20 protein-coding genes, 1 tRNA gene and 1 pseudogene are annotated in these 22425 nt (G+C 73.5%); 15 read left to right on the top strand and 7 right to left on the bottom strand.

The annotated features are described in order from the left end of the window. The first annotated feature begins 1 nt into the window (after window position 1). The 5 genes from C8046_RS01965 to C8046_RS01985 are packed head-to-tail and all read left to right on the top strand — an operon-like array spanning window position 2 to window position 5217. The gene (locus C8046_RS01965; protein WP_109230664.1) at window positions 2-1135 is read left to right on the top strand and encodes a prephenate dehydrogenase; all 1134 of its coding nucleotides are present in this window, start codon (window positions 2-4) and stop codon (window positions 1133-1135) included. Then, the gene (gene cmk, locus C8046_RS01970) at window positions 1132-1827 is read left to right on the top strand and encodes a (d)CMP kinase (protein ID WP_109228044.1); all 696 of its coding nucleotides are present in this window, start codon (window positions 1132-1134) and stop codon (window positions 1825-1827) included. The genes C8046_RS01965 and cmk overlap by 4 nt, the downstream gene beginning before the upstream one ends. Next, the gene (locus tag C8046_RS01975; RefSeq protein WP_109228045.1) at window positions 1824-2510 is read left to right on the top strand and encodes a lysophospholipid acyltransferase family protein; all 687 of its coding nucleotides are present in this window, start codon (window positions 1824-1826) and stop codon (window positions 2508-2510) included. Before cmk ends, C8046_RS01975 begins: the two co-directional genes overlap by 4 nt. 38 nt (window positions 2511-2548) lie before the next feature. After that, the gene (gene der / locus C8046_RS01980) at window positions 2549-4084 is read left to right on the top strand and encodes a ribosome biogenesis GTPase Der (RefSeq protein ID WP_419183537.1); all 1536 of its coding nucleotides are present in this window, start codon (window positions 2549-2551) and stop codon (window positions 4082-4084) included. Further along, complete coding sequence (locus C8046_RS01985; RefSeq protein ID WP_199224365.1) at window positions 4081-5217, top strand: hypothetical protein; 1137 nt, start codon at window positions 4081-4083, stop codon at window positions 5215-5217. Before der ends, C8046_RS01985 begins: the two co-directional genes overlap by 4 nt. 92 nt (window positions 5218-5309) lie before the next feature. Here the strand turns inward: C8046_RS01985 and C8046_RS01990 are convergent, their stop codons facing one another. Together C8046_RS01990 and C8046_RS01995 are read right to left on the bottom strand one after the other, a co-directional pair. Beyond that, window positions 5310-6440 (bottom strand): hypothetical protein, encoded by a 1131-nt coding sequence (locus tag C8046_RS01990; RefSeq protein WP_146197031.1) that lies wholly within the window; start codon window positions 6438-6440, stop codon window positions 5310-5312. Between the two features lie 71 nt (window positions 6441-6511). Beyond that, a pseudogene (locus tag C8046_RS01995) lies at window positions 6512-7966 on the bottom strand (dihydrolipoyl dehydrogenase family protein); the annotation flags it as partial. A gap of 95 nt (window positions 7967-8061) precedes the next feature. Here C8046_RS01995 and C8046_RS02000 point away from each other — a divergent pair. Further along, window positions 8062-9168, top strand: coding sequence for an LLM class flavin-dependent oxidoreductase (locus tag C8046_RS02000; protein ID WP_328587562.1), 1107 nt, complete (start codon window positions 8062-8064; stop codon window positions 9166-9168). A 157-nt stretch (window positions 9169-9325) separates the two neighbouring features. On the opposite strand, the gene C8046_RS19655 is transcribed toward C8046_RS02000, so the two are convergent. Continuing rightward, window positions 9326-11146 carry an HNH endonuclease signature motif containing protein gene (locus C8046_RS19655; RefSeq protein WP_328587623.1) on the bottom strand — a complete coding sequence of 607 codons (1821 nt, stop codon included), beginning with the start codon at window positions 11144-11146 and terminating at the stop codon, window positions 9326-9328. A gap of 661 nt (window positions 11147-11807) precedes the next feature. On the opposite strand from C8046_RS19655, the gene C8046_RS02010 reads away from it, so the two are divergent. From C8046_RS02010 to C8046_RS02035, 6 genes are all read left to right on the top strand, one after another. After that, window positions 11808-11884 (top strand) — tRNA-Pro (locus C8046_RS02010). Window positions 11885-12230: 346 nt separating this feature from the next. Then, on the top strand, window positions 12231-12824 hold the full coding sequence (locus tag C8046_RS02015) for a hypothetical protein (RefSeq protein WP_109228049.1): 594 nt from the start codon (window positions 12231-12233) through the stop codon (window positions 12822-12824). After that, window positions 12821-15196 (top strand): DUF5979 domain-containing protein, encoded by a 2376-nt coding sequence (locus C8046_RS02020; protein ID WP_109228050.1) that lies wholly within the window; start codon window positions 12821-12823, stop codon window positions 15194-15196. Before C8046_RS02015 ends, C8046_RS02020 begins: the two co-directional genes overlap by 4 nt. Window positions 15197-15374: 178 nt before the next feature. Continuing rightward, the gene (locus tag C8046_RS02025) at window positions 15375-15902 is read left to right on the top strand and encodes a hypothetical protein (protein ID WP_109228051.1); all 528 of its coding nucleotides are present in this window, start codon (window positions 15375-15377) and stop codon (window positions 15900-15902) included. An 86-nt stretch (window positions 15903-15988) separates the two neighbouring features. Continuing rightward, window positions 15989-16573 (top strand): hypothetical protein, encoded by a 585-nt coding sequence (locus C8046_RS18585; RefSeq protein ID WP_199224366.1) that lies wholly within the window; start codon window positions 15989-15991, stop codon window positions 16571-16573. A gap of 146 nt (window positions 16574-16719) precedes the next feature. Next, window positions 16720-17124, top strand: coding sequence for a hypothetical protein (locus C8046_RS02035; RefSeq protein WP_146197033.1), 405 nt, complete (start codon window positions 16720-16722; stop codon window positions 17122-17124). Between the two features lie 27 nt (window positions 17125-17151). On the opposite strand, the gene C8046_RS02040 is transcribed toward C8046_RS02035, so the two are convergent. Next, a complete protein-coding gene (locus C8046_RS02040; protein WP_109228054.1) occupies window positions 17152-17790 on the bottom strand; it encodes a dihydrofolate reductase family protein in 639 nt (212 codons plus the stop codon). A gap of 179 nt (window positions 17791-17969) precedes the next feature. Between C8046_RS02040 and C8046_RS02045 the strand changes: the two genes are divergently transcribed. Then, entirely contained in the window at window positions 17970-18680 is a 711-nt protein-coding gene (locus C8046_RS02045; protein WP_109228055.1) for a glutamine amidotransferase, read from the top strand. Window positions 18681-18714: 34 nt separating this feature from the next. Here the strand turns inward: C8046_RS02045 and C8046_RS02050 are convergent, their stop codons facing one another. The 3 genes from C8046_RS02050 to C8046_RS02060 all read right to left on the bottom strand — a co-directional run bounded on the left by C8046_RS02050 (window position 18715) and on the right by C8046_RS02060 (window position 21270). Then, entirely contained in the window at window positions 18715-19440 is a 726-nt protein-coding gene (locus C8046_RS02050; protein ID WP_158277106.1) for a DUF4261 domain-containing protein, read from the bottom strand. After that, window positions 19352-19888 (bottom strand): hypothetical protein, encoded by a 537-nt coding sequence (locus C8046_RS02055; RefSeq protein WP_109228057.1) that lies wholly within the window; start codon window positions 19886-19888, stop codon window positions 19352-19354. Before C8046_RS02055 ends, C8046_RS02050 begins: the two co-directional genes overlap by 89 nt. A gap of 122 nt (window positions 19889-20010) precedes the next feature. Then, window positions 20011-21270: a D-arabinono-1,4-lactone oxidase gene (locus C8046_RS02060; protein WP_235866032.1), complete on the bottom strand. Its 1260-nt coding sequence runs from the start codon at window positions 21268-21270 to the stop codon at window positions 20011-20013. A 220-nt stretch (window positions 21271-21490) separates the two neighbouring features. Between C8046_RS02060 and C8046_RS02065 the strand changes: the two genes are divergently transcribed. Together C8046_RS02065 and C8046_RS02070 are read left to right on the top strand one after the other, a co-directional pair. Next, window positions 21491-21751 carry a FoF1 ATP synthase subunit delta/epsilon gene (locus C8046_RS02065; protein ID WP_109228058.1) on the top strand — a complete coding sequence of 87 codons (261 nt, stop codon included), beginning with the start codon at window positions 21491-21493 and terminating at the stop codon, window positions 21749-21751. Between the two features lie 17 nt (window positions 21752-21768). Further along, window positions 21769-22383: a thymidine kinase gene (locus C8046_RS02070; protein ID WP_109228059.1), complete on the top strand. Its 615-nt coding sequence runs from the start codon at window positions 21769-21771 to the stop codon at window positions 22381-22383. The last annotated feature ends 42 nt before the right edge of the window (window positions 22384-22425 follow it).

The following is a 22425-nucleotide window of genomic DNA, read 5'->3' on the forward strand; positions in this document are numbered from 1 at the left end:
CATGTCGACCACCGGTCCCGTGCTCGTCATCGGTTCGGGCCTCCTCGGCGGGAGCGTCGGCCTCGCGCTCAGCATCGGTGGCGTGCCCGTGCACCTGCGCGACACCTCGCCGTCGGCGCGGGCGCTCGCCCGCGACCTCGGCGCCGGCGCGCTCGTCGACGACGGCGAGGGCGGCCCGGACGCCCCGGCGCCGACCCTCGTGGTCGTCGCCGTCCCGCCGGACGTGACGGCCGACGTCGTCGCCCAGGCGCTGCGTGAGCACCCGGACGCGGTGGTCACCGACGTCGCCAGCGTCAAGGCGGTCCTCCTGTCCGAGCTCCGGGCGATGGCCGTGGCGGGCACGCTGACCGAGGCCGACCTGGCGCGCTACGTCGGCAGCCACCCGATGGCCGGACGCGAGCGCTCGGGCGCCGCGGCGGCCGATGCCGACCTGTTCTCCGCCCGGCCCTGGGTCGTGGTGCCGCACGCGACGAGCCGGCCAGACGCCGTCGCGCGGGTCCGTGCGCTGGCGATCGACGTCGGCGCCGTCCCGCTCCAGATGGGCGCCGACGAGCACGACGACGCCGTCGCCCTCGTCTCGCACGTGCCCCAGGTCCTCGCCTCGCTCGTGGCCGCGCGGCTCGTGCCTGCCGCCGACGGCGCGCTCGCGCTGGCCGGGCAGGGCCTGCGGGACGTGACGCGCATCGCCGCGAGCGACCCGCGCCTGTGGGCCGCGATCCTCGTCGGCAACGCGGGTCCCGTCCGCGACCAGCTCGCGCTGGTCCGTGACGACCTCGCGCAGCTGGTCGAGGCGCTCGACGGCGCCGCGCAGCACGGACCGCTGACGCCGGGCGCGATGGCCGCCACGAGCGACGTCGTGCGCCGCGGGAACGTCGGTGTCGCGCGGGTGCCGGGCAAGCACGGCGGGGCGAGGCGGACGTACGCGGAGGTGACGGTGCTGGTGCCGGACGCCCCGGGGGAGCTGGGACGGTTGTTCGTGACGGTGGGGGAGCTGGGTGTGAACATCGAGGACGTGGCCGTGGAGCACGCGACGCAGCACCGCGTCGGCATGCTGACGCTGTCGGTGCTGCCGGAGGTCGCGACGCTGCTGACCGACGGCCTGGACGCGCGCGGCTGGCGGGTGGTGGCGGCATGAGCCTCGTCATCGCGCTCGACGGCCCCTCGGGCTCCGGCAAGTCCACGGTCGGACGCCACCTGGCCCGCACGCACCGCCTCGGCTACCTCGACACGGGCGCGATGTACCGCGCCGCCGCCTGGTACTGCCACCACCGTGGGATCGATCTGATGGACGCCGACGCGGTCGTCGCGGCCGTGATCGAGCTGCCGCTCGAGATGGACCTCGACCCCGACTCGACCCGGGTGGTGGTGGGCGGGACCGACGTCACCGACGCGATCCGCACCACCGAGATCTCCACCCACGTGAGCAAGGTCGCGACCAACCTCGAGGTGCGCGCCGAGCTCAAGGCCCGGCAGCGCGCGATCATCGCCCGCGAGGGCACCGCCGACGGGTGGAGCGACGGCCGCGGCATCGTGGCCGAGGGCCGTGACATCACGACGGTGATCGCGCCCGACGCCGACGTCCGCATCCTGCTGGTGGCCCGCACCGAGGCGCGGCTCGCCCGCCGTGCGCTCGAGCTCCACGGCACGACGGACGCCTCGGCCATCGAGGCGACGCGCGACCAGATCGTGCGCCGCGACGCCGACGACTCGACCGTCTCGGAGTTCCGTGCCGCGGCGGACGGCGTCGTCACGCTCGACTCCTCGCACCTGAGCCTCGAGGCGACGCTGGCGGCTGCGGAGAGGATCGTGCAGGAGCAGAGCGCATGACCGACGGTCCGGGGCGGACCGTCACGGCGGAGCAGATCCGGCGCTGGGGTCCGACCTGGTCCCGCCGGGTGGGGGCCTTCCTCGACCACGTCTGGTGGAGCACCGACGTCGTGGGGGCCGAGCACGTCCCCGCCACGGGTCGGGTGCTGATCGCGCCCAACCACACCGGCGTCGTCGACGGACCGGTGGTGCACGGCGCGATCCCGCGCGAGTCGCACTTCCTCGTGAAGCAGGAGTTCTTCACCTCGCGCCTGGGCTTCCTGATGGACTGGGCGGGCCAGATCCCGGTCGACCGGTCGCACGGGGGGCCGGCGCTCACGGTCGCTCGCACGCTCCTCGAGGAGGAGCGGTGCGTGGGGGTGTTCCCCGAGGGCACGCGCGGTCGTGGCGACGTCTCGGCGGCGCGGGCCGGCACGGCGTGGCTCGCCGTCCGCACGGGGGCGCCGGTGGTGCCGTGCGCCGTGCTCGGGACCAGGCCCTCGGGTCGGCCCCGCGGGTACGTCCCGCCGCCCCGGGCCCGGCTGCACGTCGAGTTCGGCGAGCCCGTCGAGGTGCCCGCCGGCGGCGGGCGACGCGAGGTCGCGGCCGCGATGGAGGCCGTCCAGCGGGCGATGGTCGAGCTGCTCGCGCGGGCGCAGGAGCGCACCGGGCACCGGCTCCCGGAGGCCGACGCGCCCCGGTGAGGGACGAGTGAACTCCGCCGCGCCGTCGACCTGGGATGATGGACGGCGTGACTGACATCAACACGCCGGACGACACCGCCGACGACGCCGAGCTCGAGCTTCCCGAGACGGTCGTGATCAACCTGGCGGAGACCGAGGACGACGTCCGCGCCGCCGAGGTGATGCGGCTCGGCCTCGAGGACTACGAGCTCGACGAGGAGGACGCCGCCGTCCTCTCCGGCGTGCGCGAGCTCCGGGGCGACGAGATCCCCGACGCCGCGCTGCCCGTGCTCGCGGTCGTCGGCCGCCCCAACGTCGGCAAGTCCACGCTCGTCAACCGCGTGCTCGGCCGCCGCGAGGCGGTCGTCCAGGACACCCCGGGCGTCACGCGCGACCGCGTCCGCTACCGCGCCGAGTGGGCCGGCCGCCCGTTCATCCTCGTCGACACCGGCGGTTGGGAGCACGACGCCCGCGGCCTCAACGCGCGCGTGGCCGACCAGGCCGAGATCGCGGTGTCGCTGGCCGACGCCGTCATCTTCGTCGTCGACGCCACCGTCGGCCCGACGGCGACGGACGAGAAGGTCGTCCAGGTGCTGCGCCGCTCCGGCAAGCCGGTGCTGCTCGTGGCCAACAAGGTCGACAGCGGCCGCGACGAGGCCGACGCCGCCACGCTGTGGTCGCTCGGTCTCGGCGAGCCCTACCCCGTCTCGGCGCTGCACGGCCGCGGCAGCGGCGACATGCTCGACGCCGCGATGGCCCTGCTGCCCGAGATCTCGGCCGTCGGGGGCGCGATGCCCGCCGGCGGACCGCACCGCGTCGCGCTCGTCGGAAAGCCGAACGTCGGCAAGTCCAGCCTGCTGAACTCGATCCTCGGCCACCAGCGCGTGGTCGTCGACGACGTGGCCGGCACGACCCGCGACCCGGTCGACGAGCTCGTCGAGGTCGGCGGCAAGCCGTGGATCCTGGTCGACACCGCCGGCATCCGTCGTCGCGTGCACCAGACCCAGGGCGCGGACTTCTACGCCTCGCTGCGGACGCAGGCCGCGATCGAGAAGGCGGAGGTCGCCGTCGTCATCATCGACGCGAGCCAGACGATCACCGAGCAGGACATCCGCGTGATCCAGGAGGTCATCGACGCCGGTCGCGCGCTCGTCGTCGCCTACAACAAGTGGGACCTCATGGACGAGGACCGCCGCCCCTACCTCGAGCGCGAGATCGAGCAGGGCCTGGTCCAGATCCCGTGGGCGCCGCGCGTGAACATCTCCGCCAAGACCCGCTGGCACGTCGACCGGATCGGCAAGCACCTCGACACCGCGCTGGACGGCTGGGAGACCCGTGTGCCGACCGGACGCCTCAACGCGTTCCTCGGTGAGCTGTCGGCCGCGACGCCGCACCCCGTCCGCAGCGGCAAGCAGCCGCGCATCCTGTTCGGCACCCAGGCGGACACGCGTCCGCCGCGGTTCGTGCTGTTCGCGACGGGCTTCCTCGAGGCCGGCTACCGCCGCTTCATCGAGCGTCGCCTGCGCGAGGAGTTCGGTTTCGTCGGCACCCCGATCGAGATCAGCGTCCGCGTGCGGGAGAAGCGCAAGCGGTGACGGACCACGACGGCGACGCCACCGGTCGATCCCACGGTTCTGAGGTCGCCGGTCGCCGTCGGCCCGCCGCCCTCCTGCGCTGGGGGCTGCCGCGGGACCACCGCGCGATGGAGCACGTCGTCACCTTCGTGGTGATCGCGCTCGCGACGATCCTGGTCACCCGGCTGTTCCTGATCGTCACCGGCTACCCGCAGGTCGGGGGCGACGGTCTCCACATCGCCCACGTGCTGTGGGGCGGGGCGCTGATGGTCGTCGCGTTCGTGCTGCTTTTGCTGTTCATCGGGCCGGTGGTGCGCCCGGCCGCCGTGCTGGTGGGCGGGATCGGTTTCGGGCTGTTCATCGACGAGGTCGGCAAGTTCCTCACCGACGACAACGACTACTTCTACGAGCCGGCGTTCGCGATCATGTACGCCTCCGCCGTCGCGATCGTGGTGGCCGCGGACCTCGTGGCCTCGCGACGCCGTCGCACCCCGGCCGAGGACGTCGCCGCGGCGACCGACATCGCCGTCACCGGCCTGGTGGGCGGGCTCTCCGTGCGGCAGCGCGCCGCCGCGGAGGAGCTGCTCGAGCGGGCCGGGGACCGGGCCGAGGGTCCGGGGTCGGCGTCGCGCGCGGAGTCGGCCGTGGCCGGTGCCGCCGAGGTCCGCGCGCTGCTCGCGGCGCTCCCCGCCGACGACGACGAGCTGCCCGACCCCGTGCGCGCCCTCACGCACCGCACGGCTGACGCCGCCCGGCGCGTCGTCTCCGAGGCGAACGGCTGGCGGATCGCGCTGTGGGGGAGCGCCGTGCTGCTGCTCGCCTCGACTGTCGTGGCCGTCACGGACGTGTCCGCGGCCCTGGCGAGCGGGGTCGCGTTCCTCATCGTCGTGTCCGGGTTGTCGCTGGTGGCGTCCTGGGCGCTGTGGTTCCTCGCGTGGCGGGCGCAGCGGTCCGACGACGGCGGCGCGACCGCCCGGCGTCGGGCCCTCGACCTGCTGCGTGGCGCCGTCGCGGTCAACCTCCTGCTGACGCAGGTGGCGCTGTTCCGCTTCGACCCGTGGCAGGCGACCGTGCTCGTCGTCGTCGGGATGGTCCTGCTGGTGGTGCTGTGGGCGGAGCAGCAGCGGCGTCACGCCGCCACGCCGGGCGCCTAGCCCGCCCACCGCTCCTCGAGAACGCAGAAGCTCGCGGTACCTGGGTCGGTACCGCGAGCTTCTGCGTTCTCGGCGCGCCGTCGGGGCGGGCGTCAGCGCAGGCCGACGGCCTCGCGCGGCGCGCGGAGCAGGGCCGCGACGGGGGAGCCGTCGATCAGGTCCCCGTTCCGCACGGCGTGCACCGTGCCACCCGTGTTCAGCACGCGGGCCGCGATCTCGTCGACGATCGCGTAGGTGTGAGGGCCGGCGCTCTCGGCCCGCGTGATCGCGCCGAGGTCGTCGATCGTGCCCTCGACGTTCTCGTCCATGTCGAAGTGCAGGTCCTCGACCTGGCCCAACGTCGCCGCGATGGCGACCTCGGCGAGCGAGCTCGTCGCGCGGCCGTTGCTGCGGGCCGTGCCGAAGTGCTCGCGCCACGCGTCGAGCTGCTGCGCGTAGATCCCGTCGAGGATCACCCGGGCCCGCTCGTCGACGCTGTCGGCGTCCAGCGAGGACGGGTGGGCATCGATGCGGTCGTCGGCCAGGGTCGGGTGGGTGTTGATCGCGCGGTAGGCGGGGTCGAACTCCGGACCGGCGGCGAGGATCAGCGGCAGCTCGTCCTGCATGTGCGGCAGGGCCGCCTCCTGGACCGCGCGGGCGAAGCGCTCCCGCTCGGGGCGGTCGCCGAGATTGCCCCGGGCCCGTCCGCGGTCGGCCTGGCCGTGGTTCTCGGCGTGGGTGAGGAGCAGCTGCAGGTCGTCGGGCAGGTCGAGCGCCACCTCGTGGGCCCGCGCGTCCGCCGTCAGCCGCCAGAGGTGGACGTCCTGCTCGGCGAGACCGAGGACGTAACCGCCGTGGGGGAACGTGCGTGCCCGCAGCAGGGCTCCGAGGTCGAAGCGGTCGCCGACACGCACGGAGTCGGTGACGCGGTTGGCCAACCGGAACGTGTGCAGCGTGCCGTCGGCGGCGAAGATCGCCAGCGAGTGCGCCTGGTGGCGCCAGAACTCGTGGTCGCCGTCGAGCTCGCGCACGGGGTCGAGCGTGCGGGCGACGACGGCGTCGCTCGCCCCCGTCTCGGCGAGCTCCTTCTCGGCGGCGCCGATCGCGTTGCGCAGCGACAGCCGGATGCGTTCGTGCTCGGCCGGGACGGGGGAGGACGCGAGGTAGATGCTCACGCTCGTGTCGGCGCGGGCTCCCATGAGAGCCGTGAGGTCGGAGGTCCGGGGGAGATCGACTGGAAGCATTCTTTACCGTAGGCAGATCGTTCGCCGAAGGTCCAGCCCAGTCGCCGGGCCGTCGCGGGGCCGGCTCGGGGTCAGCTCGTGGGCGCCGTCGCCGTGTCGCGGCCTAGCGTCTCCAGCAGACGCAGCCAGATCTCGCCGAGCGTCGGGTAGGCGGGGACGGCGTGCCACAGGCGGTGCAGCGGGACCTCACCGACGACTGCCACGGTCGCCGCCTGGAGGAGCTCGGCGACGTCCTGGCCGACGAAGGTGACGCCGAGGACGACGTGGCGCTCCGTGTCGACGACGAACCTGGCCTGCCCCTGGTAGTCCTCCGCGAGCACGGTGGCGCCGGCGATCCAGCCGAGGTCGTAGTCGACGACGCGCACGGGACGGTGTTCCGCCCTGGCCCGTTCGGCCGTCAGGCCCACGGTGGCGACCTCGGGGTCGGTGAAGACGACCGAGGGCACCGCCGCGTGGTCGGCCGTGGCGACGTGCGCGCCCCAGGGGCCGTCGTCGACGGTGGCGCCCGTCGCCCTCGCGGCGATGACGTCGCCGGCCGCCCGTGCCTGGTACTTGCCCTGGTGGGTGAGGAGGGCGCGACCGTTGACGTCGCCGACCGCGTACAGCCACGCGATCGGCGCGTGGTCGGGGCCGAGCACGCGCAGCGTGTCGTCGGTGGTCAGCGTCTGGCCGGACTCGAGGCCCACGGTGTCGAGCCCGATGTCGTCGGTGGTGGGGCGGCGACCCGTCGCGACGAGGATCTCGTCGACCTCGAGCGTGCTTCCGTCGGTGAGGGTCAGGGTGGCCGGACCGGTCGCTGCGGCGCGCACGACCTCCGTGGCGCTGGTCCCGGTCCGGACGTCGGCACCGGCCTCGGTCAGGGCGGCCGCGACCCGCTCGCCCGCGAACGGCTCGAGGCTGCCGAGCAGGCCGTCGCCCCGGACGAGCACGGTCACGTCGCTGCCGAGGGCCGCGAACATCGTGGCGAACTCCGAGGCGACGACGCCGCCGCCGATGACGGCGAGCCGCGTCGGGACGCTCGAGGTCGAGATGGCCTCGCGGTTGGTCCAGGGCGAGGCGGTGGCGAGGCCGGGGACGTCCGGCACCACCGGCACGCTGCCGGTCGCGACGGCGACGGCGTGGCGCGCGGTGAGCGTGACTCGCCCGCCGTCGCGCTCGACCTCCACGGTGCGCTCACCCGCGAGCCGGCCGTGCCCGCGGACCAGGGTGATGTCTGCGCCCTCGAGCCAGCCGACCTGGCCCGAGTCGTCCCACTGCGCCGCTGCGCCGTCACGGAAGGCGAAGGCGGCGTCAACGTCGAGATCGCCGATGATCGCCTCGCGGGCGCCCGGGACACGACGGGCCGCGGCCAGGGCGTGGGCGGGGCGCAGCAGCGCCTTGGTCGGCATGCAGGCCCAGTAGGAGCACTCGCCGCCGACCAGCTCGCACTCGACGATCGCGACGCTGAGGCCGCCCTGGACGGCGCGGTCGGCGATGTTCTCGCCGACGGGGCCGGCGCCGATGACGACGAGGTCGAACTCGGTGGTGGTGGGGGTGGCGGGGCGGTGTCGGTCATGGCTCGAACCTACGCCCGCGAGGTCGAGGTCGGCAGCGTGGGATCTCGGGGTGGGATCTCTGGCTGATGGGGTCGCGGGGTGACGGGAACAGGGGAGCGGGGTGTCGTGGTTGTCCCTGGGGTGAAGCTCAGCGTGCTCGACCTCATCCCGTCCGTACCGGCCAGACCTCCCGGCAGGCGCTCGTCGCCAGCGCCGGACTCGCGCGTGAGGCGGATTCCCTCGGCTACACCCGGTACTGGGTGGCGGAGCACCACAACATGACGGCCGTGGCGTCGTCCGTGCCCGGCGTGCTCATCCCGTACCTCGCCGCGGGGACGTCACGGATCCGGTTCGGCTCCGGCGGCGTGATGCTGCCCAACCACGCGGCGCTGGCGATCGCGGAGCAGTTCGCCCTGCTCGAGGCGATGTACCCCGGACGCATCGACCTCGGGATCGGGCGGGCGCCCGGCTCCGACCCCGTGACGGCCTACCTCCTGCGCGGGGGCGCCCAGGGGGCCGGTGTCGACACGTTCGAGCAGGACGTCACGCTCGCCCAGGCGCTCCTCGGGATCGGGGGAGAGCCCGGCGACGCCGTCGGGATCTCGATCTCGGGGCGGCCCTACGAGCTTCGCGCCACGCCCCGCGGCGAGACCTCGCCCGACCTGTGGCTGCTCGGGTCCTCCGACTACTCGGCCGATCTCGCGGCGCGCCTCGGCCTGCCGTACGTCTTCGCGAACCACTTCGGGATGCCGGGGCTCGAGATGGCGCTGGCGCGCTACCGGGCGAGCTACACGCCGTCGGAGTCGTACCCGGAGCCGCAGACCCTGCTGCCCGTGAACGTGGTGGTGGGGGAGACCGACGACGAGGCGCGGGCGCTGGCTGCGACGTACGTCGTGCAGATGGTGCGGCTCCGCACCGGTGCCCCGATGGGGCCGCAGCTCACCGTCGAGGAAGCGGCCGAGTACCCGTGGAGCGAGAACGAGCGCGCGCTCGCCGAGCAGGTGCCGGCGGGCTGGTACGTCGGGACGGTCGACGACGTCGCCTCCCGTCTGCGGGAGACCGCCGAGCGCCACCGCGTGGACGAGATCATGATCTCGCCCGTCGCGGGTGCACGGGCGGGCGACCCCCTCGACGCCGTGCCGGCCCGGATCGCGACGCTGCGGGCGCTGGCGGGGGAGCTGCTCGGGGCGTAGGACAGCCCGAGGGCCCGAACTCGCGATCGACCTCGAGGATCACTGGAGATCGGTGGCGGTACAGCGCCAGGGCTCATGCTCGATGGCGCTGGCGCGGCCGGGAGGCCTCCGTCGTCCCCAGCTGTACGACGTGTCGCGCTCCCCGCCGGCCCGGCCGTCAGCCGGCTTTCCGAGCCGTGCGGCGCTGAGGCGTTCCGATGAGGTGGGTGTCGCCTGCTGGGGGTCGGTGGTAGGTGTGGCCGGTGGGGGTGGTCCAGATGGTGGAGCCGTCGGGGGCGATGCGGTAGCTGTGGCCGTGGTGGGTCTTGAGTCGGTGGTGGTGGCGGCAGAGGGGGCGGAGGTTGGGTGCGTCGGTAGGTCCGGTGGGCCATTCGACGGCGTGGTCGTTGTCGCAGGCGGTTGAGGCGACGGTGCAGGCGGGGGCGATGCAGGTGGGGTGGAGGGCGCGGACGAGGCGGTCGAGCTCGGCGCCGGGGCGGTAGTTGGGTGTGGCGAGGTGGGGTGCGGGGTTGAAGGAGGGTGGCCAGTAGCGCGACGTGTCTTCCCCGGGTGCCGAGGCGGTTGTCGTCGTGGTCGGCGTGGTCGGCGTGGTCGGCGTGGCGTCGTCGTCGGGCTCGGTGTTCGTGGTGTCGACGGGGTGGTGGGTCGCGCGGGTCAAGCCGCCTCCGCGCTCGCGCTGGGTCTCACGTTCGCGGTCTGCTTGTTGGGTGATGTCGGCGAGGGCGGTGGTGATGGTGAGCCAGCGGGGCGGGTGGGCGGCGAGGAGTCGGGCGGTGGTGGGGTCCAGGGGTGCGAAGCCGAGGAGTTCGGGGACGTCGATGCCGGTGCGGCAGGTTTCGGGGGCTTCGTAGGTTTCGAACCGCCACTGCGACTCGTTCGTGGTGAGGGCGAGGTCGTCCTGCCAGGGGTGGACGGGGTCGATGTGGTCGGGATCGGGCTCGGTGAGGTGCTCGGGGGCGAGGGCGAGCGTCAGCCGGGAGGTAGTACCGGAGAACGGCACGAATGGCCGGAACCGTTCGCTGGGGTCGGCCAGGCCGTTGCCGGGGTCAAGGTCTTGGGTGCCGTCGGGCTGGGTGGGCGCGTTGGCGCTCTCGGCGTCCTGGTGCAGGAGGGCGTCGGCGATCGAGGCTGGACCCTGACTGCCGGTAGCGGTGCCGGTGCTGGTGCTGGTGGGTGGGTGTCCGAGGCGTTGTCGGGTGCGGGCGCTGACGGCCTCGATTGCGGCGTCGAGGGTGCGGCGGACCTGGCAGAGTGGGCTGGGGTCGTTCTCGGCTGCGTGGTGCTCGCGTTTCGCCAGCTCGATGAGGTCCTCGAAGGACGTCACGGGGTTGGTTCCCGGCCCTGATCGGATCGTGGCGTCGCCAACGCCAACGCCAACGCCGACGATCGCGGTGCCGCTGCCGGTCCTCGAACCGATGCCCGCACTGGTGCCGGTGCCGGTGCCGGTGCCGGTGCTGGTGCTGGTGCTGGTGGCTGTGGTGCCGTCGGTGGTGAGGAGGGTGTGGCAGCCGGGGACGGATGTGAGGGTGCCGTTGTTGAGGGCGGTGGTGGCCAGGGTGGTGAGGGCGTCGGCGCGGAGCTGGTCCAGGGTGCGGGGGTCGCCGGCGGCGCGGGCGGCCTTCGCAGCGGCCTCAGCCGCGGTGTAGATGGCGGCGATGTCCAGGGCGGGGGCGATGACGCGCAGGCAGGCTTGGCCGTCGGGCAGGAGTCGTGGGTGCTCGACCCTCCGGCGGGTGGCGGCCTGGAGGGCGCGGTGGTGGGCGGTGGTGGGGTCGGTCTGGATCAGGACGGCCTGGATCCGCTTCTTCAACGCGTGGTGGGGAAGTCCGGGGGCTGCGGGCAGGACCTGGTCGGTGACGGCGAAGCAGACGGCGGGTTCCTGGGTGGCGAGCAGGTCGGTGAAGATCGCGGCCTTGCCGGCGTCGATGTGTCCGGCGGCCAGGGCGGTCCCGACGGGGTGGAGGGTGTCGTCCAGCAGGTGTCCTTCCCGACCAGTCGTGCGGCGCGTTGCCGGCTGAGTCCGAGTCGCATGGCGAGCTCGTCGGCGGCCGGACCACCACGCTCCACCCGTGCGGGCGCTCCGGGCACGTCAGCGGCGAGTCGGTCGGCGTCCAGGAGGCCGTGGCGGGTGTGCAGGCGGGTGGCGGTGGCGCGGAGTCCGGCTTCGGCCCAGCCGGCGATGGCGGCGAACGCGGCTGCTGTTTCCAGGAGTTCACCGGGGTCCAGGGTCATGAGGTGGGTGAAGTCCGACAGCTGCAGCAGACGCTCGAGAAGCTCTGTCGGGGGGCCTCCGTCCTCGGGCTGGGTGAGTCCGAGGCGGTCACGGATGGTGTCGGGGTCCTCGGTGGGCGTGAATCCGAGACCCCACACGGTGGTGGTGGGGGTTGCTTCGGATCCGTTCTCGAACATGCGTACAGTTTACGCTGTCTGGGTGCGATGGGAAGAGGTTTGGCGCGATCTGTGGATACAGGTTCAGGCGGTGGACAACCTGTTCCAGCGGCGCCCTCGGCAGCGCCGTCGACGTACTGGAGCATGGCTGGCGCGCGCCTCCACTGCCTGCGCGGTCAGGACCACGCCGCGGGCTGTGTAGACTATCCGAGGCCCAAAGAACCCCCGGAAACGGGAGCGATTCGGGTCGGCGGGCTGTGGCGCAGCTTGGTAGCGCACTTGACTGGGGGTCAAGGGGTCGCAGGTTCAAATCCTGTCAGCCCGACCAGCGTTTTCGCAGGTCAGAGGCCGTTCTCCGTGAGGAGGACGGCCTCTCGTCGTTTCTGCTGACGGTCGGTCGAGCGCGCTGACCACTCCCGGTTTACCGCCCCCTCGCAGGTCCTGCAGTGACGTTCATCGGCTGCCACCGTTCGAAACCCCCCGGCGCCCCCGTACCCCGGCCCCGTTCACCCTGGCTCGGCCCCGCGCCAGAAACTCGTGCCGACCGTCGCGCGTCATATCAGGGCCGCTCATCCGTCATGCATGTGACGACGTTCTCCTGATGGACGGTGCGCGCACCTGACGCGCCCCCCGCAGGCAGCCTTCACCGTCACCCTCGACCCGAAAGAGAGTGCATGTCCCTCCTCCTGCGGCGCCCGTCCGGCTCCTTCGTGCCCCACCGTCGGCGAGGTCTCCTCGCGCTGATCGCCACAACGACACTCGTCCTCCTGACGGGGATCGTCCCGCTCGCCCCGGCCGGGGCCGTCGTGAGCGATCCCGGCGTCGCGACCACCGCCGCCGGCACCACGAGCGTCCCCGTCACGCCGGGCAAGGCTCGCGGGTCCGGCCTGTGGGGCTACGTCGGTGACGTGGAGACCCGCAGCACCGGGACCGTCTACACCTACGGCCTGGACTTCAGCCCGCTCGACGGGAGCCTGTGGGTGACCGACAGCGCCAAGGTCCAGTACACGACCAGCGCATTCCTGTGCAGCATCCTCGGCGGGACCCTGACCGGCGGTGAGTGCTACACCGGGCAGTCCCGTCTGCACCACTACGACCTCACGGGAGCGGACTGGGCGGCCGGGCAGTACCAGGCCGACGGGACCTTCGCGGCGGCGACCCCGGGGACCAACGACGGCGTCGGGGTGAACTACCAGGCCCTGGCGGCTGCGACCGTCCTGAACGGCTCCACCACCCCAACGGGCGCTTCGGCGGCGTGCGAGGCGTGACGCTGACCCAGGACGGGATGGCGTGGGTCAACGACCCCGACTTCCTGCTGAGCTCCGTCACCAACACCCGCAAGGCCATCCGCATCTTCAACCCCGACGTGACCGAGTCGGCGCTGTCCTTCGGTACCGGTGGGTGGCCCCAGCGCTACCAGCCTGGTGTGTTCGACTACTCCGTCGGTTCGGCCCGGATGGCGAACGGGAACATCATCATCACCAGCCAGACCCCCGAGCTGCTGAAGGAGCACCGCGTCGACGGGACGTTCGTGCGGAACATCTACCTACACCAGCCCGCAGGGACCGCCTACGCGGGCGACCCGGGCTACCGCTCCCCGTACGCCGTCGCGGTGGACCCCGCCGACGGAACGCTGCTGGTGGGCTACATCGACCCCGGGACGGGCAACTCCGGCTTCATCGAGCGGATCGACCCGGACGCCTGCACGACCGAGACGATCACCAACCCCGCCGGCGCCGTCCGTGACCGGTGCACCGTCCTGGACACCATCGGGGTCGGGACGTTCCCGAACGGCAACGGCAGCTCCGGCACCTCGGCCGCCGTCACCTTCTCCATCCAGGTGGACCCCACCACGCAGGACGTCTACGTCGCCGCCCGCTCGGGACTGGCCTACGTCTTCGGTCAGGACGGCACGCCCAAGGGCCGCTTCTCCGCCTTCGGCACAGGCGCCGGGAACGGTCAGATCTCCTCGGCGATTCGTGGCATCGCGTTCGACGAGCGCGGGTTCCTGTACGCGACCGTGGGTGAGGGCACCGCCGCGACCCGGGTGGAGATCTTCGCTCGGACGCCCGACCCGATCACGGAACTGACCGCCGCCTACACCTCCACCTCGCTGACCGAGGCGACACTCGCGTGGGACGCCCTGCCCACGGGCGTGACCGATGACGCGCAGACCCCGTTGCGGGACTACGTCGTGGAGCAGTCCATCGACGGCGGGACCACCTGGAGCGTGGTGCCGACCCCTGTCACCACGAGCACGGGCGCGACCGTCACCGGGCTGGACCCGGTGCTGGCCTACCAGTTCCGGGTCTCCGCCTGGAACGAGGCGGGCAACGGCGACACCGCAGTCGTGCCACTCCTGGCGCCGGAGCCGGGCGGCTTCACCGTCACCAAGACGGTCACCGGATCTCCCGAGGCGATCACCCTCGTCGGCGACACCGCCTTCGAGGTCACCTACGCCGTCGACGGTGTCCCGGCGGCACAGCCGTTGACGATCGCCGACGGCGAGATCGCGACCGTGGGCGACCTCCCGGCCGGTGCGGTCGTGACGCTGCAGGAGACCCCCGCCGCGGCCCCCGGCGTCACCTTCGGGACCCCTCGCTTCCTCGTGGACGGGGTCGAGTCGACCAGCCTGACCATCACCGCTGACGAGATCGTCGCCGTCGTGCTGGAGAACCCTGCCGAGGTTGTCCCGCCTGCCCTCGGTGGCTTCTCCCTGACCAAGACCGTCACCGGCTCACCGGCGGCGATCGCGGCGGTCGGCCCCACGGACTTCGAGGTCACCTACACGGTTGACGGCGTCCCCGCCGCCCAGCCCCTGCTCGTGGCGCACGGCGAGACCGTCTCGGTCGTCGACCTACCCGCCGGCGCCGACGTCACCCTCGCCGAGTCACCCACCCCGGTGGCCGGCGTGACGTTCGGGGCGCCCCGCTTCGTCGTCGACGGGATCGAGACGACGACGCTCACCGTGGTCGAGGGTGTCGCCGCGACCGTGGTGCTGGAGAACCCGGCCGAGATCGTCCCGCCGACGCCGGGCGCGATCGAGATCAGCAAGGTCGTCAGCGGTCCGCAGGCGGCGATCGACGCCGTCGGACAGACCGCGTTCGAGGTGACGTACAGCGTCGACGGCACACCCGCGGCGCAGTCGGTCGTCATCAGGCACCGAGGGACGGTCACCCTGGGCGAGCTGCCCGCCGGCGCCGTCGTCGCGCTGGCCGAGACTCCCGCCTCGGCCACCGGGGTCACGTTCGGGGCTCCGATCTTCTCGGTCGACGGCGTCGCGACGTCCAGCGTCACGATCGTGGCCGGTGAGACCGTCGAGGTGATCCTGGAGAACCCGGCGACGCTGACGGCGTCCGGCTCGCCCACGGGGCCGCCCACGGCGACGCCGACGACCAGCAGCCCGACCGCGACGCCGCCGGCGACCCCGCCGTCGTCGCCCGCTGCGACGACTCCGGGCCCGCATCCGGCGACCACGTCGGCCGCCCCGGGGGGCACCGCGCGTACGACGGCGGCCGGCACACTCCCGAGGACGGGTGCCTCGAGCCTGGGGTACGTCGCCGGTGCCGGCGCGATTCTGCTCGCCGTCGGCACGGTGGTGCTGGTCCTGCGCCGTCGGACCGCCGAGCTGACCGAATGATCGTCTGACCGTGACCGGCCGACGCGGCCGGCCCCACGGAGAGGGGCGTCCCACGCCGGGGCGCCCCTCTCGTCGACTGCGGGACCACATCGCCGTCCGACGACGGGTGCAGGGCGGTCGAGCCCGGTCCTTCTCCCGGTTGACGAGACCTCGGGGGGGCGGTTCCTACGCTCGTTCCATGCCTACGAACACGAGCCCTCGAGTCCGACCGACAGCCCTCGGAGCCCTGGTCGTCGCAGCGTCCGCCCTCACCGGGTGCGGCTGGGCAGGCGACATCGCCGATGGCCTGGACCCCAGCAACAGCAAGGAGCACCACGTCGAGTCGGGTGCCGAGGGGAAGGAGACCGGCCTGCTGGCCGGCTGGATCCCCGACGACGCCAGCGACGTCTCCGTCATGCAGCGCACCACCGGCAGCGAGCGCCTGCTGACCTTCCGGCACTCCGGCAGGGTCCCCGCCGAGTGCCTGCCGATCGAGTCCGCCGGCAGTCCGACGACGGCCGAGCTGGAGGAGGCCTACGCCACCGACCTGCGCACGCAGGAGTGGCCCGTCCAGGACTGGACCACCGTGCCGACCCTGGAGGCCGACTGGTGGCCCGCCGGCCAGGAGACGAGGACGACGCACCTCTGCGGTCGCTGGTGGGTCAGCCAGGAGGCGGAGACGTTCTACGGCTTCGCCGCGTCACAGCGCGTCGAGCCGGGGGCCTGAGCAGGGCCACGACCCCGTGGCCCACCCGTGACGGTTAGCCTGGTCGGCGTGACCCGTCCGGACCTCCCGTCGCGAAACGCTCGTCCGTGACGCCCGACCAGGCGGCCAGGCACGCACAGCAGTGGGAGGCCGTCGCCGCGGCGCGGACCGGCGCGGAGCGCGAGCGCGCGGCGGCGGCAGCCCGGGGCTGGTGGCACGAGCACCACCGGCTGCGCATGCAGGTGGGAGTCGCGCCACACGCGGGCGGCTACCAGCAGCCCGCGCCACGCGCCGACGGCTACCAGCAGCCCCCTCACCACCCGGCCCACCAGCAGCCCACGTCGTACCAGCGGCCCGCAGGTCCGACCGGTCCCTACGCCCCCGGGCGCCCGTACACCCCGGCCACCGGCTACCCCGGAGCCCCACGGACCACCCCACCCCGCCGCGCCTCGGGCGCCCTCGTCGCAGGGATCGTGACGATCGCCGTCGCGCTGGTCGGTGGTGTGATCGTCGTCGGCGCCACGCTGGGCCGCACGCTCGAGGCCGACCCGACCAGCGCGCCACCGCCGGTGACGGCGCCCCCCGCGACACCTGCGCCCGCACCCGCGCCCACGACCCCGCCCGCGCCGCCGACGTCGGACGCCCCACCGCCCGCACCGACGGCGCCGCCCGCCCCACCACCCCGACCCTGACGGACGAGGAGAGCTTCCGCGGCGGCCACTGGGAGCAGCCCCTGCCGGACCCCGTCCCGCTGAGCGCACCGCTCCCCGTCTTCAGCAGCGACCACGCCGACCCGACCGACTGGCTCGCGGCCGCGGGCGTCACGGGGATCACGGTGGTGCCGACCGACGACCCGACGCTGAACTGCGGCTTCGGGGCCCCGGGGGCCGAGACGTTCGTCTACGTCGGGTGCTACCAGGCGAGGTACAAGGACATCGTGTTCGTGTGGTGGAACGACGGGAGCACCGAGGCCCAGCGGAAGTTCCTCGTCGCCCACGAGTTCAGCCACTGGCGGCAGTGGAACGACCACTTCGCCGTGATGAACGCCGCGAGCCGGCAGGGCTTCTTCACCGACTCGCAGGCGTGGCGCGACGCCGTCGAGTCGGACGCGAGCTGCCGCGTGCTCTCGTGGGGCGGGTACAGCGCCGACGTCGTCTCGTCCTCGAGCACCCCGTGCACGACCGACGGCTGGTACGAGGGCTGGCTGGTCGACGCCGGGGTCGCGCTGGGCGTCCAGCTCTGATCGTCGACGGCGGCGCGACCCGCGGTCTCACGCCGTGCCGCGCTCCGGCGCCCCCATGTCGCCGGTGCCGGGCACGCCGTCGGCCAGCCCGTACCGCAGCAGCACCACGCCCTTCGGCCCGGCGGCCGGCGGCTCGAGCAGGGTGAGGTTCGTCGGGACCGCGCCGCCGGCGAACACCGACCTGCCCACACCCAGCACGACCGGGTGCACCCAGAGGTCGAGGCGGTCGAAGAGCTTCTCGCGCAGCAGTGTCTGGACGAGGTCGAGGCTGCCCACGACCTTGACGCGCTCGTGCCGCTCCCGAACCTCCTGCACGCTGGTGCGCAGGTCGGTTCCGAGCAGGTGCGAGCCGCTCCAGCCGAGCTCGGGGGTCCCGCGTGAGGCCACGTACTTCGGGATCCCGTTGAAGAGCGTGGCGATCGAGTCGTCGACACCGCCCTCCTGGTGCGGCCAGTAGCCCGCGAAGATGTCGTACGTCCGGCGCCCGAGCAGCAGCGCGTCCGTGCCCTCGTACGCCCGGGCCACCTGGGCACCGGAGACGTCGTCCAGGTGCGGGGCCTGCCAGCCGCCGAACGTGAACCCGCCGTCGGGATCCTCCTCGGGCCCGCCGGGCGCCTGCCCGACGAGGTCGAGGGTCGCGAACAGCTCGATGTGGATCTCGCCCATGATCGTTCTCCCTGGTGCTCGGTAGCGGTCGGTTCGCGTGCCTCGGGCGCGCCTCTCACCGGGGTGGACCGCTGGGCGACGCCGGACTCACCGGTCCGCGACCCCCGCGCCCGCGCCCCGCTCGTCCCCGCTCGTAGGCTCGTCACGCCCGTACCCCTCACGCCCCGACGGAGCCCCACGTGCCTCGTACCGCCCTCGCCCTGCGCCACGTCCCGTTCGAGGACCTCGGCCTCCTCGACCCGCTGCTGCGCGAGCGCGGGTACGAGGTCGCCTACCTCGATGTCGGGGTCGACGCGCTGGCGGAGGCGACGGTGCTGGCGGCGGATCTCGTCGTCGTGCTCGGCGGCCCCATTGGGGTCTACGAGAGCGAGGCCTACCCGTTCCTCGACGGCGAGCGCGCGACCATCGCCGCCCGGCTCGCGGCGGGCGGTCCGATCCTCGGGGTCTGCCTCGGCGCGCAGCTCGTGGCCGCGGCGCTCGGCGCGCCCGTGACGGCGACCGGCCGCAAGGAGATCGGCTTCGGCGAGCTGACGCTGACGCCCGAGGGCCGCGCCTCCGTCCTCGCGCCGCTCGAGGGCGTCCCGGTCCTGCACTGGCACGGTGACGAGTTCGCCGTGCCCGACGGCGGGGCGAGCCTCGCGCGGACGCCCGGCTTCCCGAACCAGGCCTTCGCGATCGGCGCCGGCGTGCTCGCCCTCCAGTTCCACCTCGAGGCCGACCACACGGTCCTCGAGCGCTGGCTGATCGGCCACGCCCACGAGATCGCGACGGCGGGGGTCGATCCGGGCCGTCTCCGCGCCGACGCCGTCGCGCTGGGCCCGGCCCTCGCCGTCGCCGCCCGCGAGGTGCTCGGATCCTGGCTCGACGCGCTGCCCGACGCCCCGCGCTGACTGGCCACCGCTGACCGAGCGAGGCCCCCGGCGGTCAGCCGTCGAGCGCCACGAGCCGCCAGGTGCCGTGCGGATTGGTCAGCAGCGGGTCGCCGTCGTAGTCGACCGAACCGTCGCGGTCCACCCGGTAGCCCGGTTCCTCCGCGCCGAGGGCGAACGTCTCACCCGCCTGGACCACCGGCTGCTCGAGCAGGAGGTAACGGGCGAACGCGTCGACGAGATCGCCGGCGTCCGCCTCGGTGGCGGCCACCCGCACGTCCGGCAGCCCGAGGCTGTGCATCCCGCACGTGTAGACCTCGTCCGGCGCCCGCACCGTGACGACGCACGCGCGGTAGACGCCGAGCGGGCTCGGGTCCGCCACGAGAGCCTCCCACTGGGCGGGCGTCCGGCTCACGCCGGTCACCTCGACCTTGACCGCCAGACCGCCCGCGCGGAGCAGCGCGCTGCCGGCAGCCATCGCGGCCGCGGCGCGCTCCGGCGAGCCGCCCGCGTCGACCAGGTAGGCGACGCTGCGGTGCCCGGCGATCGCCGTGAGGTCAGGACCGTCCGGCAGGGCGCCGGCCGAGGCTGCGACGGCGGCCACGAGGCGGGGTTCGGGACCCTCCAGCTGCACGACGTGGTTCTCGCGCGTGGCGATGTTGAGCATCACGGCCCCGGCGACGATCCAGCCGTCACGGCTGACGGCCGCGACGAACTCCTCGCGATCGGCCCACGGCCCGGGCACGCAGAGGACGACGGTCTCGGCGGGCGCCCCGCTCACGCCGCTCACTGCGCGGTCGCGATGAGCGTCGCCAGGGTCCCGTGCTGCAGCTCGACGAGAAGGGTCCGACCGTTGACCGAGTAGTAGCGGTCGTCCCCTCGGAGTCCCACGGCTTGCCGAGGACCTCGGCGAGCTCGGCCTCGGTCGCCCGCGGGGACAGCCCCACGACCAGCGCGTCGGGGCGCGGGTAGAGGACACGGTCCTCGAACGGCTGGGTCCGCAGCATGAGCGAGCGCACGCGGCCCTCGACGTACGTCAGCAGCAACCCGGAGTCGTCGTAGACCTCGCCGTTGCCGTCGTCGGAGACCCGGACGGACGAGCCGAGCAGGGGACGGACGGACGCCATCTCCGGGGAGTCGGCCCGCGTGCCGATGATGGTGAGCAGCTGCGCCAGCTCGCCGTCGATCTGCGGGTCACGGGAGAGCTTGCCGAGGAGCCAGGTGAGCACGGGGGATCCGATCTGTGAGGGGGTGCCTCCGACGCTAGGCGCAGCCCGTCCTCGGTGCCATGGGGAGCACTCCCCATCCGTTCAGATCCGTACGACCCGTCGGACGGCCCCCGGCCCACCCGCTAGCGCAGACCGACGCGCTCCGTGAACGGTCCGGCGAACACGCCGGTCGGGTCGGCCTCGCGCACCAGGGCGACGGCGTCGTCCCAGCGGGGGTAGCGGTGGGCGACCTCCGTCGTCGCGAACACCTTGCCCCAGTGCGGCCGGTAGGAGAACGGCTCGAGCGCGGCCTCGATCGCCGGGAGGACCGCACGGACCGCCTGCTCGTCCTGCACCCAGGTCGTGTGGATCCCGACGGTCGGACGCTCGTACGCGCTGGAGAGCCAGAGGTCGTCGGCCGCCATCGAGCGCAGCTCGGAGACCAGGACGAGGTGCTGGTTCGCCTCGAGGATCGGGCGGACGGCGGCGACGGCCTGCGGAGCCAGCTCGCGCGGGACGAGGTGCTCGCTCTGGAGCTCGCCCCCGGCCGACGGCGTGAACTCGAGCCGGAAGTGGGGCAGCCGGGCGAACCACGGTCCGGGCTCGCCGAGCTGCGGCGTGCACGCGGCGCCGTCCACCCCGGGGATCGGGTGACGGATGCCGTCGGCGGGCGTGCCGCCCAGGCCGGAGAGGTCGAGCGCGGGGGCGACGTCGGTGCGGTGCTTGCGCCAGATCGAGCACCGCCCGTCCCAGCGGGTGAAGACGCTGACGCTCGTGGCGCTGGCGTGGACGGCGGCGAGGCTCTCGAGGACGGCGGTGAGGTCGGCGTCGTCGATCACCGTCTGCGCGACGTCGTAGGTCGGTTCGACCGCGAGCGTCACCTGCGTCACGATGCCGAGCGCCCCGAGGCTCACCACGGAGCCGGCGAAGACCTCGTCGCCGCGCTCGAGGCGGCGCACGGTGCCGTCGGCCCCGAGGATCTCGAGCGCGACGACGGTGCCCGCGAGCGTGGTGACGGCGTCGCCCGAGCCGTGGGTCGCCGTCGTGACGGCACCGACGACGCTGATGTGGGGAAGCGACGCGAGGGCGCCCAGCGCCCAGCCGCGGTCGTGCAGCCAGGGACCCAGCACGCCGTACGTGGTCCCGGCGGAGACGGTCACCGTCCCGGTCTCGGCGTCGAGCACGGGCTCCTGGACGAGACCCTGCAGCGTGACGAGCACGCCGGGGGAGTCGGCGAGGTCGGTGAAGGAGTGGCGCGAGCCGATCGCGCGGACGTGCTCGCCCGCCGTGACGATCGAGGCGAGCTGGTCGAGCGTGGTGGGCGCCAGGAGTGCGCGCGAGGCGTAGTGGCGGTGGCCCGCCCAGACGGTCGGGACGGGGAGGACGGCGATGTCGGAGGTCACGCGTTCCAGCCTGACACGTCGATCGCCGTGCCAGGGCGGTCGTCCACCTGCTCACCCCGCAGATCAACTGCTCAGAGGTGATGCCCGCGGATCAGTCGTGAGTGGTTGATGAGTCGAGGGCGCGGTCGAGTGGGAGGTCCGCACGGGACCTTCGGCCCGGATCCGGCCACCGTGCGGCGCGCACGCTGGAGGAGGCGGGGGACGAGCTGAGGAGGACGACATGGAGTCACCGGGTGGGCGGACGCTGGCGGTGGAGATCCTCGCGCCGCAGGCGGCGCGCTGGTCGGGTCGGGCACGGCACGTGGTGGTTCCGGCGACCACGGGCAGTCTCGGGATCCTTCCGGGGCGCGCCCCCGTCGTGGCGGTGCTGGCACCGGGGACGGTCCGCGTGCAGGACCTCGACGGCGACTGGCACGCTCTCGAGATCGGTGGCGGGTTCGTCACGGTGACGGGTGGGACCGTCGAGGTCCTCGACGGCTGATCTCCTACACTCGCCCGGTGGCCAAGCTCTACTTCCGCTACGGCGCGATGAACTCCGGCAAGTCGACCGCGCTGCTCCAGGCGGCCTACAACTACGAGGAGCGCGGCCAGCGCGTGCTGCTCACGAAGCCCGCCGTGGACACCAAGGGCGCCGACCAGATCACGAGCCGGCTGGGCGTCACGCGCCCGGTGGACTTCGCCATCGCCCCCGACGAGAGCGCGCGGACCGCGTTCCAGCGGGCCGCGGGCGACGGCCCGGTCGCCTGCCTGCTGGTGGACGAGGCGCAGTTCCTCTCCCCGGTCCAGGTCAACGACCTGCTGCGGATCGCCGTCCTCGACGGGATCCCCGTGATCGCCTACGGCATCCGCACCGACTTCCGCACCGAGGCGTTCCCGGGGTCGCGGCGGCTGCTCGAGATCGCGCACTCGCTGGAGGAGCTCAAGACGATCTGCCGCTGCGGGCGCAAGGCGGTCTTCAACGGTCGGGTCCTCGACGGGCGGTTCGTGTTCGACGGCGACCAGGTCGCCATCGACGCCGGCCCGGCCGCGCACGACGGCGAGGTCACGTACGAGTCGCTGTGCGCCCAGTGCTACCTGCGGGAGACCGGCGGCGAGCTGGACGGGAAGGGCTGAGCGCGCCCGGCTCCTCCGGCGGCCGCCGCGCTGCCGGAGCCG

It is taken from the genome of Serinibacter arcticus (genome assembly GCF_003121705.1).
GTDB lineage: Bacteria > Actinomycetota > Actinomycetes > Actinomycetales > Beutenbergiaceae > Litorihabitans.

What these genes read in the sequence shown, in the direction of transcription:
- C8046_RS01965 (WP_109230664.1), top strand. Translation starts at nt 2, where the DNA reads ATGTCGACCACCGGTCCCGTGCTCGTCATCGGTTCGGGCCTCCTCGGC.
- cmk (WP_109228044.1), top strand. Translation starts at nt 1,132, where the DNA reads ATGAGCCTCGTCATCGCGCTCGACGGCCCCTCGGGCTCCGGCAAGTCC.
- C8046_RS01975 (WP_109228045.1), top strand. Translation starts at nt 1,824, where the DNA reads ATGACCGACGGTCCGGGGCGGACCGTCACGGCGGAGCAGATCCGGCGC.
- der (WP_419183537.1), top strand. Translation starts at nt 2,549, where the DNA reads ATGGACGGCGTGACTGACATCAACACGCCGGACGACACCGCCGACGAC.
- C8046_RS01990 (WP_146197031.1), bottom strand. Translation starts at nt 6,440, where the DNA reads ATGCTTCCAGTCGATCTCCCCCGGACCTCCGACCTCACGGCTCTCATG.
- C8046_RS02000 (WP_328587562.1), top strand. Translation starts at nt 8,062, where the DNA reads ATGGGGTCGCGGGGTGACGGGAACAGGGGAGCGGGGTGTCGTGGTTGT.
- C8046_RS02015 (WP_109228049.1), top strand. Translation starts at nt 12,231, where the DNA reads ATGTCCCTCCTCCTGCGGCGCCCGTCCGGCTCCTTCGTGCCCCACCGT.
- C8046_RS02025 (WP_109228051.1), top strand. Translation starts at nt 15,375, where the DNA reads ATGCCTACGAACACGAGCCCTCGAGTCCGACCGACAGCCCTCGGAGCC.
- C8046_RS02040 (WP_109228054.1), bottom strand. Translation starts at nt 17,790, where the DNA reads ATGGGCGAGATCCACATCGAGCTGTTCGCGACCCTCGACCTCGTCGGG.
- C8046_RS02065 (WP_109228058.1), top strand. Translation starts at nt 21,491, where the DNA reads ATGGAGTCACCGGGTGGGCGGACGCTGGCGGTGGAGATCCTCGCGCCG.